Raw genomic sequence first — 13685 nt, forward strand, 5'->3', positions numbered from 1 at the left:
TGGTCGCTCGCCAGATTTTTCAACCCGGCGAGCGCAAAATTATGCAGCCGGTTTACCGCTTGTCGGCTTGGCCTTTCGCTTGGCGTTCAGCTCGCGCAGCCATTTGCGATGGTGACGCCATGCCCAGCCGCCGGTCACCGTGCCGCGTGTCATGGCGCTGAATGTGCCTCTGATCCATATCGCGGCGTAGACATGCACGATCCAGACGCAGATGGCGACGACAGCGGCCATCGAGTGGACAAGCAGCGCCCAGCGCTGCTGGTTGATGCTGACGATGGAGCCGAAATATTCGTTCCAGATGGCGAGGCCCGAGACGATCAGGATGATGATCAGCAGTGACATCGACCAGAAAACCAGCTTCTGCCCGGCATTATATTTGCCGACTTCGGGCAGTTTTTCCTCATCGCCCGCGATCACGTCATTAACCTGGCCGAGCCAGCGTGTGTCTTCGCGCTTCCAAAGATTGGCGCTCCAGAAACGCACGAATAGACCAAAGAAGCTGAAGAATAGCACAACACCAATCCATGGATGGATGGTGCGTGTCCATTGCCCGCCGCCGAACAGACCGGACAGGAAAAACAGCCAGGGGTGGAACATGGCAAGCCCGGACAGCGCCAGCAGCACAAGGCTGATAGCGGTAATCCAGTGATTGATGCGTGCGCTGCCGGAATAGCGGTGCACCCGTACCGGCTTGCCCGGTTCTATGTCGTCGCTGGCGGAAACATCGTCAAAGTCGGTCTTGCTCATGAGTTTTTTTCTCCCGTGAGCTTTTCGGCTTCTTCCTCATCATGCTCGGTCACGACGTTCGGACCTTTGATAATATAGTGCAGGAAGCCAGCGGCTGCGGCCAGTCCCATGACCGCCATGCCTGCATATTTGGAGACGCCTTTCCAGACCTCGACAACCGGGCTGATGCGCGGATTGTTCGGCAGGTTGGCGTAAATTTCCGGTTTGTCGGCGTGGTGCAGCACATACATGACGTGTGTGCCGCCGACTCCCGGCGGATCGTAAAGCCCGGCGTTTTCAAAGCCGCGGGATTTCAGATCCTTAATGCGTCCATCAGCCCATTCCTTCATCTCGTCCTTGGTTCCATAGACGATGGCCTGAGTCGGGCATGCTTTTGCACAGGCCGGGCCTTGTCCAACCGCAATGCGGTCGGAGCACAGCGTGCATTTATAGGCCTTATGGGTCACTTCCGAGACACGCGGGATGTTGAACGGACAGCCCTTAATGCAATAGCCGCAACCAATGCAGTTATCGTGGATGAAATCGACGATGCCGTTGGAATATTGCACGATGGCGCCCGGCGCGGGACAGGCCTTGAGACAGCCGGGATCTTCGCAATGCATACAGCCATCCTTGCGGATCAGCCATTCCAGATTGCCGGTGTCGGGATTATCCCATTCGGTATAGCGCATCAGCGTAAAGGTGTTCGGCGTCAGATCATGTGGGTTGTCATAGACCCCCACATTGATGCCGACCTCCTCATGCGTATCGTTCCATTCGGCACAGGCCGACTGGCACGCCTTGCAGCCAATGCATTTCGACACGTCGATCAACTTGGCCACTTCGGTCTGGCGTTCGGCTGGCGGCGTCACGGATGACGCCGACCGCCGCATCAGATCATTGTCACCAAAGCGCGGAGCTTGTGGCTGGACGCTAGGATTGGGAACGGGTGGAAACATTCTTCAATCCCTTCTAAGCAACAGGCGCGCTGCTGCGCTCGATATTGACCAGAAACGCCTTGAATTCCGGCGTCTCGATATTTGCGTCGCCGACGAACGGGGTCAGCGAATTCGGACCGAAGCCCTTGCGGGCAGCGCCCATGAAGCCCCAATGCAGCGGAATGCCCACCACATGCACCGTCTTGCCGTCGCAGATCAGCGGCTTGATACGTTTGGTCACCACTGCCTTGGCCTTGACCGAGCCGCGCTTCGACCAGACGCGCACCCAGTCGCCCTTGGCGATGCCCTTTTCCTTCGCCAACTCTTCCGAAATCTCCACGAAGAATTCCGGCTGCAGCACGGCATTCACATGCACATGCTTGGTCCAGTAGTGGAAGTGTTCGGTCAGGCGATAGGAGGTCGCCGCATAAGGGAACTCCTCGGATGCGGTATCGGCGAACTGCTTGAAGTCGTTGTTGAAGACACGGGCCACCGGATTGCCCCGAATATTCGGCGCAATCACATTGGCCAGCGGTGACTCAAACGGCTCATAATGGGCCGGGAACGGACCGTCACGCATCATGCCGCGGCAGAACAGGCGTGATGTGCCTTCCGCATTCATGATGAAGGGGCCGACTTCATGCGGCTTGGCGGTCGGCGCAATGTCCGGCACGTCATAGCCTGTCCACTTCGTCCCATCCCATTCGATGAGCTTGCGGTTCGGATCCCACGCCTTGCCGTCAAGATCGGCGGAAGCGCGGTTATAGAGAATGCGCCGGTTGGCGGGCCATGCCCACGACCAGTTGAGATAGGCGCCAGTCTCGTCGGGGTCGTGATTGTCGCGACGGGCCATGTTGTTGCCCGCCTCGGTGAAGCAACCGGAATAGACCCAGCAGCCCGACGATGTGGAGCCGTCATCGCGCAGCGCGGCAAAACCGGGCAGCAGTTTCCCTGCCTCCAGAACCACCTTGCTCGGGTCTGTCGGATCCATCAGTGTGGTCAGTGCACGACCATTCAGCTCCTGCGCCAGTTCTTCGGCGGTCGGTTCTTCCGGGTCCTTGTAATCCCAGACCAGATTGAGAATTGGATCAGGGAAGGGGCCGCCTTCCTTGCTGTAAAGCGCCTTCAGCCGCATATAAATCTGCGCCATGATCCAGTTATCGGTCTTCGCTTCACCGGGCGGTGTTGCTCCCGGCCAGTGCCATTGCAGCCAGCGGCCGGAATTGGTCAGCGAGCCTTCATCCTCTGCAAAGCAGGTGGATGGCAGCTGGAACACTTCCGTCTGGATCGACGCCGTATCGACGTCGTTATATTCGCCGTGATTTTCCCAGAAGCGCGATGTTTCCGTTTCAAGCGGGTCCATCGTGACGAGGAATTTCAGCTTCGACAGGGCCGCGGTCAGCTTGTTGCGGTTCGGCACCGCCATCAGCGGATTGAAGCCCTGACAGACATAGCCGTTGACCTTGCCATTGTTCATCATGTCGAAAATGCGCAACACGTCATAATTCGGCACGTCGAGCTTTGGTAGCCAGTCATAGGCGAAGTCGTTTTCCACGGTGGCAGCATTGCCCCACATGGACTTCTGGAAGCTTACGAAGAATTTCTTGTAGTTCTGCCAGTAACTCGTCTGGTTCGGACGCAGAGGCTTGAAGCTGCGCGTCGACATATAGGTGTCGAGGTCGATCTCCTTCTCCACCGGGATGTTCATATAGCCCGGCAGAAGATTGGACATCAGGCCGATATCGGTCAGCCCCTGAATATTGGAGTGGCCGCGCAGTGCATTCATGCCGCCGCCCCGCACCCCGATATTACCGAGGATCAGCTGAAGCATCGCCATGCCGCGAATGTTTTGCGCACCCTTGGAATGTTGCGTCCAGCCAAGCGCATACATGGATGTCATGGTCTTGGTGGGCGACGAGCATTCCCCGATCATCTCGGCCACTTTCAGGAATTTCTCCTTCGGTGTGCCGCAGATGCGCTCGACCATTTCCGGCGTGTAGATGGAGGCATGCTGTTTCAGCAGGTTCCACACGCAACGCGGATGCTGCAACGTATCGTCCACGACGGCATAGCCATCGTCGCCGATCACATATTCCCAGCTCGATCGATCATAATCGCGCTTTTCCTCGTCATAGCCGGTAAACAGCCCGTCCTTATATTCAAAGCCGTCCTTGACGATGTAGCTGGCATTGGTGAAGTGCTTCACATATTCCCACTGCACGTGATCGTTCTGGATGCAATAGTTGATGATGCCGAGCAGGAAGGCGATATCCGACCCTTGACGGATCGGCGAATAATAATCCGCAACCGATGCCGTGCGCGTGAAACGCGGATCGACGACGATCAACCGGGCGCCACGGTTGGCCTTGGCCTCCGTCACCCATTTGAAGCCGCATGGATGCGCTTCCGCCGCATTGCCGCCCATGACGACGATGAGGTCAGTGTTCTTGATGTCTGTCCAGGCGTTGGTCATTGCGCCACGGCCAAATGATGGGGCGAGACTCGCCACCGTCGGGCCGTGTCAGACGCGAGCCTGATTATCGAATGCGACTATGCCTGCACTGCGCACCACCTTGTAGGTGAGAAACGCTGTTTCGTTGGTTGTTGCGGAAGCGGCGAGGAACCCCGTCGACGTCCAGCGGTTGACGGTAACGCCCGCCTCATTCTTCGCGATGAAGTTCGCATCGCGGTCATCCTTGAGATGACGCGCAATCCGATCCAGCGCATCGTCCCAGGATATGCGCTTGAACGCACCGGAGCCGGGTTCACGCACCATCGGGTATTGCAGGCGGGTATTGGCCTTGACGAAATCCTTGAGCGCCGCACCCTTCGGGCACAGCGTGCCACGATTGGTCGGGTGGTCCGTGTCGCCTTCGACATGGATCAGGTCGGCCTTCTCGCCCTTGCGCACATCGCCCTTGGAATAAAGGATGATGCCACAGGCCACCGAGCAATAGGGGCAGGTATTCCGGGTTTCGGTCGTATTGGCCAGCTTGAAGGGGCGAATCGACTCAGCATAGGCGGTTTCCACCGCACCAAAACCGAAAGAACCGAGCGCCGAAGCTGCTACCACCGCTCCCGTTCCGCCCAGAAACTGGCGGCGTGAGAGCTCCACATTCATAGCGCGATACCTCCCTGATGATCAGAACCGACGTGCCGGGATATAGTCGCAGGCACGTTGTCGGGCAGGCTTGACTTTCAAGTCATTAGTTCAACGCAATAAGTTGCAGTTGTCAACCGAAGTGAAGGTCGAAAAATGTAACAACAAAGTGCATTTATAAATAACATGACTGTCACAGTCAGGTATTAATACATGAATGTAATCTTCACGAACACTTGTCTTGTTTGTTCGTTGATTGACGGACTTCTGCAAACACGGCAGACTGCCCGTGTGACTTCTTTCGCTGCTCCCGAGTTTCGGGGCCTTAATCCTGGATCATTCCTGGCCTGCGCTGACCCTTCTGGTCATGCGCAACAGCAGCGCTTTATCCGCACAACCGCACGAAACAAAGCTCATGGCTCCAGAAGGAGCTATTTAAGGGGATCGTCATGAATCGTCGGGAACTCCTGAAATCCGGTGCAGCCTGCGTCGCCCTAAGTGCCATGCCGGGCATAACCTTGACGTCTGCCTTCGCTGCTGACGCCACCTTCGCGCCGCAGCCGTCAAACTGGCGCAGCTTCGAAATCAAGACCGTCGTCAATCCAGCCGCGTCCAAGGATGTCATCCGGGCATGGGTGCCGCTGGCCGGGTTTCAGGCGGATGACTGGAATCGGCCGGAGGGCAATCGCTGGACGACCAACGCCAAGGTCGCCCAACTCGATCGCGATCCGCACAGCGGGGTAGGGCTTCTCTATCTCGAATGGGCGCCGGGTGAGGAGGCGCCGTCTGCGGAAATCACCAGCCTCATCTCGACCCGGGACCGCGCAAGCAAGCTTGACGCATCGGCAGCTGTAGCACCGCTGACGCAGACAGAACGCGCCAGGTATCTGGCTGGAACACGGCTGGCACCGGTGGATGGCATTGTTCGGGAAACCGCCGGCAAGATTGTCGGTGATGCCGCGAGCGATCAGGACAAGGCGCGCCGCATCTATGATTGGGTTGTCGCCAACACCTATCGGCGTGCCTCCACGCGCGGCTGCGGCGATGGTGATATCGTGGCCATGTTGAAGAGCGGCGATCTTGGCGGCAAATGCGCCGATCTCAATCCGCTTTTCGTGGCGCTGGTTCGCTCTGCCGGCATTCCCGCACGCGATCTCTACGGGGTGCGGGTGGCGCCGTCAGCCTTTGGTTACAAGAGCCTTGGCGCGAAGAACGAGGTCATCACCAAGTCACAGCATTGCCGTGCTGAAATCTATCTCGACGGCGTTGGCTGGGTGGCGACCGATCCCGCCGATGTTCGGAAGGTCATGCTTGAAGAGGAGAAAGACGGACTGACCGCAGACGATCCACGTGTTGTTGCTGTTCGTCAGAAGCTTTTCGGCGCGTGGGAAGGCAACTGGATCGCCTTCAATGATGGTAGCGATGTCGATCTGCCGTCGGCGCAGGGCGGGGAGCTTGGCTTCCTGATGTATCCGCAAGCCGAAATTGCCAGCACCCGTCTTGATTGTCTCGACGCGGATGCTTTCCGTTATAGCATGACGGCACGCGAAATCTCGATCTGATACGAAATAACATGCCGGGGCGGTTTCCGTTTGCACTCGCAAAGGACCTGCCTTCGGCTCAGGAGGTATTATGGATATTGCATCGCCCATCCGTCTCAGCACTCTGGCGCATGGCGGCGGCTGTGGCTGCAAGCTGGCGCCAGCCGTGTTGCAAAGTCTGCTTGCCGATCAGCCCGCCATTCAGCCTTTCAAGCAACTGCTTGTCGGCACCGAGACCGGCGACGATGCAGCGGTCTGGCAGCTGGATGACGAAACTTGCGTGATCGCCACGACAGATTTCTTCATGCCGATGGTGGATGATCCTGTCGATTTCGGGCGCATTGCGGCTACCAATGCCATCTCCGATGTTTATGCCATGGGTGGAACGCCGATCATGGCGCTGGCGATCCTCGGTATGCCGGTGAACCAGATGCCTGCGGAAATGATCCGCGATATTCTGAAAGGCGGTTCCAGCATTTGCGCCGAAGCCGGTATTCCAGTGGCGGGCGGACATTCCATCGATGCGCCGGAGCCGATTTACGGGCTGGCGGTTATCGGTACATGCAAGCTCTCCAATCTGCGCAAGAACAGTGGAGCCAGACCGGGCGATGTGCTCATTTTGACCAAGGGGCTTGGCGTCGGCATTTATTCCGCCGCTTTCAAAAAGCAAGTGCTCGACAGCGCCGGTTACGATGAGATGATGGCCTCCGTCACTCTGCTGAACCGGGTCGGTGCTGAACTTGGAAAGGACGATGCCGTCCATGCCGTCACCGATGTAACCGGGTTTGGTATCCTTGGTCATGCGCTTGAAATGGCGCGTGGATCGAAAGTCGGTATCACACTTCGATACAGTGAACTTCCGCTTTTGGGCCAGGCTGCACGCCTTGCAGAGGAGGGCTTTGTCACCGGCGCTTCGATCCGCAACTGGGCGAGCTATGGCGACGAAGTGCATCTTGCAGATGACACGCCGCTCTGGAAGCAGCAATTGCTGACTGACCCGCAAACCTCCGGTGGTCTGCTTGTTTCCTGTGCGCCAGATGCGGCAGAGCGCATTCTCGCGACAATCCGCTCTGCCGGTTATCCGGTGGCGCGTATCATCGGAACGGTTGGCGAAACACCGGCAGTGGTAACGGTGGTCGACTAAAGCCCTGATTGATTTGCCAGCAAAATTCGAGCATTTCTTGAGCGTCGCCCAAGCCTAAGGCATAGTGTTTTCAATTATGACAGAGTCGCAACCCGCGATAGGGCGCCGCGATAAGGATTGAGCATGTATTGGGCGGATATTATTGGCATTCTGGCGGTCCTTCTTCTGGTGGCCGCCAACGGCTTCTTCGTTGCCGCTGAATTCTCACTGGTGGCTGTCCGCAAAAGCCGGGTGGCCGAACTCGTCGCCGCCAAGCGGACCAATGCTACAGCTCTTCAGCGCGCCGTGGATCATCTCGATGCCAATCTTGCGGCCACGCAGCTCGGTATCACCATTTCCTCGCTCGCGCTCGGCTGGATCGGTGAACCCGCCCTTGCGCATCTCATCGAACCGGCTTTGAGCGCGCTGCCGACGGAATGGGTGAGCTTCGGTTCGCATGCCATCGCAGTTGCGATTGCATTTATCATCATCACGGCACTGCATATCGTACTGGGCGAGCTTGCGCCCAAAAGCCTCGCCTTGCAGCGTAGCGAAGGCACCGCCCTGTTTGTGGTCCGTGCGCTCGGTGCTTTCACCTTTATCTTCTGGCCCGCCATTTCCACACTCAACGCACTGGGAAATCTGGTGCTGCGGGTGTGCGGTTTGCAACCGGGCAACGGCGAGGGATCGACCCATTCTCCAGAAGAGATCAAGCTGCTCGTCGCGGCCAGCCAGCAGGCTGGGCTGATTGAAATGACGCAGCGCGAGGTGGTGGCGCGTGCGCTGACCATCGGTGACCGCCGCGTGGGCGATATCATGACGCCACGGCGCGAGATCGACTGGGTGGACGCCGACGACACACAGGAGCAGATGCTCAAGACCGTCCGCGAATGTCGCCATGAGCAATTGCTAGTCGCGCATCAGAGCATCGACGAACCAATCGGCATGGTTCTCAAGAAAGATCTGCTCGATCAGGTGCTCGACGGTCATGCGGTTAATCCGCTGAAGGCGATCCGGGAACTCGTTGTGGTGCATGAGGCGACGCCGATTTTCCGCGTGCTTGAAATCTTCAAGAAAAGCCCGGTGCGGCTGGTCGTCGTCGTGGATGAGTATGGCATCCTCGAAGGCATCGTCACCCAGTCGGACCTGCTTGAAGCCATTGCGGGCGACATACCGGATATTGACGACGAAGAGCCGGATATCGTGACGCGCACGGATGGGTCGCTTCTGATCGACGGCTTGATGTCGGCCCATGAGGCCTTCCATCGTCTGGGTTTCACCGAAGTCCCGGAAGATCGCGGCTATCATACGATTGCCGGGTTTGCGCTGCTGCAACTGGGCGACCTGCCTTCCGTCGGCGACAGTTTCGAATATGACAATTGGCGTTTCGAAATCGTCGATATGGACGGTCGGCGCATCGACAAGATTCTCGCGCAGAAATTATAGGTATCGGTGGGGTGTCGCTCCGTCGAAAGGCGTAGCGGCTCCACCTTATACGGCGATATGCTCAACAACTCTGTTTGTGCATTCTGCATGCATGAACATAGAACCCGAACAGCAACGCCAATTCTGGAACGACTGGAACGCGCAGACCCGCGAAAAGGAGCTGCACGAAATCTCGCGTCGGCAGGCGGAGATGGTTCTCGACAGTCTGGCGCGCACGGGCAGAAGCGGGTTGAAAATCCTCGAAGTTGGCTGCGGTGCGGGGTGGCTCTGTCCAGAGCTTGCCCGGTTTGGCGACGTGGTAGGAACCGACCTTTCCGACGAAGTTTTGCAGCGGGCGCAGGCGCGCTGGCCGGAAATCAAATTCGTGTCGGGTGATTTCTTTTCCCTTTCCTTCGAACCACAATCCTTCGACGTGATTGTCAGTCTGGAAGTGCTGTCACATGTCGAGAACCAGCCCCATTTCATGGAGCGGCTGGCCGAGTTGCTGGTGCCAGGCGGCATGTTGCTGCTCGCGACGCAAAACCGTCCCGTGCTGCAAAGACATTGCAGCGTCGCTCCGCCCGGTCCGGGACAGGTTCGCCGTTGGGTCGACCGGACAGAGCTGACCGGGCTGGCGTCTCCATACTTCAAGATTGAACAGTTGCGTTCGATCACGCCCGTGGCGCAACGGGGTTACCGGCGTTTTTTGACATCGCAAAAACTCAACAATGCACTGGCGCCGGTGATGGGGCATCGCCTTCGCGACCTGCTTGAAGCCAATGACTGGGGCTGGACGCTGATGCTGAGAGCCACCAGACATCTGGCGGTGTAAGAAACGGCATCTTTTGCAATTCAGTTTGAAAGAGCTAGTGGACAGCTTTTAAGTATTGGAATCAAATATAGACCCGTAGGAAAAATATGTTCCTGCGGGTCTCTTTTTTGGCAGGAATGCGCACGACAGTATCCATTCATCGAATTATTTATATAGAAATTATAGAATAATTCGTGATGGAACACAGCCGTGAGTACAAAAAAGCAATTCATTCTCAACGGGTTCGGCATGAATGTCGTCGGCCATGTCTCGGCTGGCCTGTGGCGGCATCCGCAGGACAAGGCGCATAATTACACCAGCATCGATTACTGGGTGAACCTTGCCAAAACGCTGGACGAAGGTGGTTTCGATGCCTTGTTTCTGGCAGACGCACTTGGGCATCTCGATGTCTTCAACGGCACACCGGATTCATCGTTGCGCACAGCCGCCCAGTCGCCGGTAAATGATCCGCTTCTGCTTGTTTCGGCGATGGCGGCGGCCACCCGGCATCTGGGCTTCGGCATCACGGTTTCGACAACCTATGAACAGCCCTATCTGCTGGCACGCAAATTCACCACGCTCGACCATCTGACCAAAGGGCGCATTGCGTGGAACGTTGTAACGTCGGTTCTGGAATCTGCGGCCAAAAACCTTGGGCTTGAGCGCCAGATCGATCATGACGAGCGCTATGATCGTGCGCAGGAATTTCTCGACGTGACCTACCGTCTCTGGGAAGGTTCGTGGGAGGACGGTGCCGTGGTGCGTGATCGGGAAAAGGGGATCTATACCGACCCGTCGAAGGTCCATCCGATCAATTTCCACGGTCGCTATTTCAATGTGCCGGGCGCTCATCTTTCTCAGCCAAGCCCGCAACGGACGCCCTTGCTGTTTCAGGCAGGCACTTCGCCGCGCGGGCGCGAATTTGCGGCAAGCAATGCGGAAGTGGTGTTCCTTGGTGGTACCAATACGGCGGCCATCCGCCGCTCGACAGACGCCATCCGTGCGCAGGCTGTCGCGCTTGGCCGTTCGCCCGACGCCATCAAGTTCATCACGGCTGTGACGGTCATCACTGCCCCAACGGATGAAGAAGCGCAGGCAAAGTACAAGGATTATCTGTCCTACACCAATGTGGAAGCGGCGCTGGCGCTGTTTTCTGCCTGGACCGGTGTGGATTGGAGCCAGTATCCACTCGACCATCCGCTTGAATATATCGAAACCAACGCCGGGCGTTCGGCGCTTGCGGGCCTTACCAGCATTGATGCCGACCGTCGCTGGACGGTGGAAGGCATTGCCGAATATATCGGTGTCGGCGGTATCCATCCCAAGCTGGTCGGCTCGCCGCAGACCATTGCAGACGAGCTGGAACGTATTGCCGATGAGGGCGGTATTGATGGTTTCAATCTGGCCTATGTGATCAGCCCCGGTACGTTTGAAGATTTTGTCGAACATGTCGTGCCGGAATTGCGCAAGCGCGGGCGTATCCGCGCTCGCAGTGAAGAGCCGGTGACGATCCGTGAGCGCTTTCAGGGCGAGGGGCACCGTCTGCTGCGTGATGACCATCCGGGTGCGGTTGCGCGCGATCGCTCGCAATGGGCGTCTCCGGTTACGGAGGCGGCGCAATGAGCGGTATTCATGTGCACTGGTATCTGCCGACCAATGGCGACAGCCGGGAGATCGTTGGCTCCGGTGACGACTCGCATCTTGGCAATGGCCCGTCAGGTCTGAGCTGGCGCAAGCCAACCATTGATTATCTGGAACAGATCGCCAGAACGGCGGAGCTTCTCGGCTTCGAAGCCGTGCTGACGCCTACCGGCACATGGTGCGAAGATGCCTGGATAACCACGGCGGCACTGTCGCGTGTGACCAGCCGGTTGAAGTTTCTGGTAGCCTTTCGTCCAGGCTTTATTTCGCCAACGCTTGCCGCTCATCAAGCGGCGACATTCCAGCGCATTTCCAGCGGACGGTTATTGCTCAATGTGGTGACGGGTGGCGATCCGGTCGAGCAGAAGCGCTTTGGCGACTATCTCGATCACGATGCCCGCTATGAGAGAACAGGTGAGTTTCTGGAAATTCTGCGCGGTGTTGCCTTGCCGGCAGGTGGTGACAAGCGCTTCGATTTCGAAGGCAAGCATTATCGCATTGAGGGCGCGCAGATCGACTTCGGCGGATATGGCCTGCCGAAGATCTTTTTCGGCGGTGCAAGCGAGGCAGCGCGCGATGTCGCGGCGCAGCATGTGGATACCTATCTGGTCTGGGGCGAGAATCCGGAATTCGAGGCAGAGCGTATCCGCACTCTCAAAGCACAGGCGGCGGCGCTTGGGCGCAAATTGTCCTTCGGTATCCGGCTGCATGTGATCAGTCGTGATACGGAGTCGCAAGCCTGGGCGGAAGCCGATACCTTGCTGGCGAAGCTTTCACCAGAACGTATTCAGCGCGCACAGGCCATTCTTGCCCGCACGCAATCGGTCGGCCAGACGCGAATGAACGCGCTGCACAAGGACAAAAGCGAGCAGGCTTTCGCGCTGCGTAGCGCGCGTGATCTCGAAATTTATCCGCACCTTTGGGCGGGTTATGGGCTGGTTCGTGGCGGGGCGGGAACGGCCATTGTCGGCAGCCACGAGCAGGTAGCAGAGCTGATCGCGCAATATCACGAAGTCGGGTTTGACCACTTCATCCTCTCCGGCCAGCCGCATATCGAGGAAGCTTATTATTTCGCCGAAGGCGCATTGTCAGTGCTTCGCTCCCGACAATTGCTTGCGGCGGCGTAAGGAAATCCGCAGCAAAGCGAGACCTGAACGGGATATTCCCCGGTCGCTATTTTAAGGCCACACCGCCCATTCGACTTTTGCAGTGTGCCGCGAATACTTTATTGCCCACAACAAATGATCGGGCTAGCATGGTCCCCATTACAACAACGGCAGGACAAACCTGTCGAAACAAATGGGGAAATAAGATTATGAAAATGGCACGCCTTGCCTTCGCCGGTGCACTTCTCGCAACTGTCACCGGTTTTCATGTTGCGCCTGCTGCGGCGCGCGATCTGACAGTTGTCTCCTGGGGCGGTAACTATCAGGATGCGCAACGCGAAATCTATTTCAAACCGTTTTCGGAAAAGACCGGAAAGCCGCTGCTTGATGAATCCTGGGACGGCGGCTACGGCGTCATTCAGGCCAAGGTGAAGGCTGGCAAACCCAATTGGGACGTGGTGCAGGTGGAAGCCGAAGAACTGGCGCTTGGCTGTGCGGACGGTCTCTATGAAAAGATCGACTGGGCCAAGCTTGGCGGCAAGGACAAGTTTCTCGACAGCGCGGTCAATGATTGCGGCGTCGGCGCCATCGTCTGGTCCACGGCCATCGCCTATAATGGCGACAAGTTTAAGGACGGTCCCAAGTCCTGGGCGGATTTCTGGGATGTGAAGAAGTTCCCCGGCAAACGCTCGTTGCGCAAGGGTGCAAAATACACGCTTGAATTCGCGCTGCTCGCAGACGGCGTCAAGAAGGACGAAGTCTATGACGTGCTGGGCACGCCGGAAGGCGTTGACCGCGCATTCAAGAAGCTCGATGAGCTGAAGCCGAATATCGTTTGGTGGGAAGCTGGTGCGCAGCCGCTTCAACTGCTGGCATCCGACGAAGTTGTGATGGCCTCGGCCTATAATGGGCGTATCACCGGCATCAATCGCGCTGAGGGCAAGAATTTCAAGGTGGTTTGGCCGGGCAGCATCTATGCCGTCGATAGCTGGGTTGTCCTGAAGGACGCCGAGAACAAGGACGCGGGCATGGATTTTATCGCTTTCACAAGCGAGCCTGAAAACCAGGTCAAGCTACCGAAATTTGTTGCCTACGGTCTTCCGAACAAGGAAGCCGCCAGCAAAGTTCCGGCGGAATTTGCAAGCGATCTGCCAACAGCGGAAGCCAACATGACGGATGCCATTCCGCTCAATGTCGATTTCTGGATCGACAATTCGGAAGAGCTGACGAAGCGTTTCAACGCCTGGCTGGCGCAGTAAGAGGGTAGCCTGAAA

General features: G+C 57.5%; 10 protein-coding genes. 7 read left to right on the top strand and 3 right to left on the bottom strand.

All coding sequences use genetic code 11. The features are described from left to right. Window positions 1-39 precede the first annotated feature (39 nt). The 3 genes from FGI60_RS21935 to fdnG are packed head-to-tail and all read right to left on the bottom strand — an operon-like array spanning window position 40 to window position 4785. Window positions 40-747, bottom strand: a complete 708-nt coding sequence (locus FGI60_RS21935; protein ID WP_138786992.1) for a formate dehydrogenase subunit gamma — start codon at window positions 745-747, stop codon at window positions 40-42. Next, the gene (gene fdxH, locus FGI60_RS21940; RefSeq protein WP_138786993.1) at window positions 744-1685 is read right to left on the bottom strand and encodes a formate dehydrogenase subunit beta; all 942 of its coding nucleotides are present in this window, start codon (window positions 1683-1685) and stop codon (window positions 744-746) included. The genes FGI60_RS21935 and fdxH overlap by 4 nt, the downstream gene beginning before the upstream one ends. Window positions 1686-1698: 13 nt before the next feature. Continuing rightward, window positions 1699-4785 (bottom strand): formate dehydrogenase-N subunit alpha, encoded by a 3087-nt coding sequence (gene fdnG, locus FGI60_RS21945; RefSeq protein ID WP_138786994.1) that lies wholly within the window; start codon window positions 4783-4785, stop codon window positions 1699-1701. A gap of 428 nt (window positions 4786-5213) precedes the next feature. On the opposite strand from fdnG, the gene FGI60_RS21950 reads away from it, so the two are divergent. The 7 genes from FGI60_RS21950 (at window position 5214) to FGI60_RS21980 (ending at window position 13670) form a co-directional block, all read left to right on the top strand. Further along, window positions 5214-6326, top strand: coding sequence for a transglutaminase-like domain-containing protein (locus FGI60_RS21950; RefSeq protein ID WP_138786995.1), 1113 nt, complete (start codon window positions 5214-5216; stop codon window positions 6324-6326). A 70-nt stretch (window positions 6327-6396) separates the two neighbouring features. Next, the gene (gene selD / locus FGI60_RS21955) at window positions 6397-7449 is read left to right on the top strand and encodes a selenide, water dikinase SelD (protein WP_138786996.1); all 1053 of its coding nucleotides are present in this window, start codon (window positions 6397-6399) and stop codon (window positions 7447-7449) included. A gap of 123 nt (window positions 7450-7572) precedes the next feature. After that, window positions 7573-8874 (top strand): hemolysin family protein, encoded by a 1302-nt coding sequence (locus tag FGI60_RS21960; RefSeq protein WP_078338337.1) that lies wholly within the window; start codon window positions 7573-7575, stop codon window positions 8872-8874. Window positions 8875-8965: 91 nt separating this feature from the next. Next, the gene (locus FGI60_RS21965; protein WP_138786997.1) at window positions 8966-9685 is read left to right on the top strand and encodes a class I SAM-dependent methyltransferase; all 720 of its coding nucleotides are present in this window, start codon (window positions 8966-8968) and stop codon (window positions 9683-9685) included. 228 nt (window positions 9686-9913) lie between these two features. After that, window positions 9914-11287, top strand: a complete 1374-nt coding sequence (locus FGI60_RS21970) for an LLM class flavin-dependent oxidoreductase (RefSeq protein WP_138787073.1) — start codon at window positions 9914-9916, stop codon at window positions 11285-11287. Next, complete coding sequence (locus tag FGI60_RS21975) at window positions 11284-12432, top strand: LLM class flavin-dependent oxidoreductase (RefSeq protein WP_138786998.1); 1149 nt, start codon at window positions 11284-11286, stop codon at window positions 12430-12432. Before FGI60_RS21970 ends, FGI60_RS21975 begins: the two co-directional genes overlap by 4 nt. A 188-nt stretch (window positions 12433-12620) precedes the next feature. Beyond that, window positions 12621-13670: an ABC transporter substrate-binding protein gene (locus FGI60_RS21980; protein WP_171058833.1), complete on the top strand. Its 1050-nt coding sequence runs from the start codon at window positions 12621-12623 to the stop codon at window positions 13668-13670. Window positions 13671-13685: the final 15 nt, after the last annotated feature.

Source organism: Brucella haematophila, assembly GCF_005938105.1.
GTDB classification, from domain to species: domain Bacteria; phylum Pseudomonadota; class Alphaproteobacteria; order Rhizobiales; family Rhizobiaceae; genus Brucella; species Brucella haematophila.

Coding starts and splice junctions, on each gene's coding strand:
- FGI60_RS21935 (WP_138786992.1), bottom strand. CDS start 747: ATGAGCAAGACCGACTTTGACGATGTTTCCGCCAGCGACGACATAGAA.
- fdxH (WP_138786993.1), bottom strand. CDS start 1,685: ATGTTTCCACCCGTTCCCAATCCTAGCGTCCAGCCACAAGCTCCGCGC.
- FGI60_RS21950 (WP_138786995.1), top strand. CDS start 5,214: ATGAATCGTCGGGAACTCCTGAAATCCGGTGCAGCCTGCGTCGCCCTA.
- selD (WP_138786996.1), top strand. CDS start 6,397: ATGGATATTGCATCGCCCATCCGTCTCAGCACTCTGGCGCATGGCGGC.
- FGI60_RS21960 (WP_078338337.1), top strand. CDS start 7,573: ATGTATTGGGCGGATATTATTGGCATTCTGGCGGTCCTTCTTCTGGTG.
- FGI60_RS21965 (WP_138786997.1), top strand. CDS start 8,966: ATGAACATAGAACCCGAACAGCAACGCCAATTCTGGAACGACTGGAAC.
- FGI60_RS21970 (WP_138787073.1), top strand. CDS start 9,914: ATGAATGTCGTCGGCCATGTCTCGGCTGGCCTGTGGCGGCATCCGCAG.
- FGI60_RS21975 (WP_138786998.1), top strand. CDS start 11,284: ATGAGCGGTATTCATGTGCACTGGTATCTGCCGACCAATGGCGACAGC.
- FGI60_RS21980 (WP_171058833.1), top strand. CDS start 12,621: ATGAAAATGGCACGCCTTGCCTTCGCCGGTGCACTTCTCGCAACTGTC.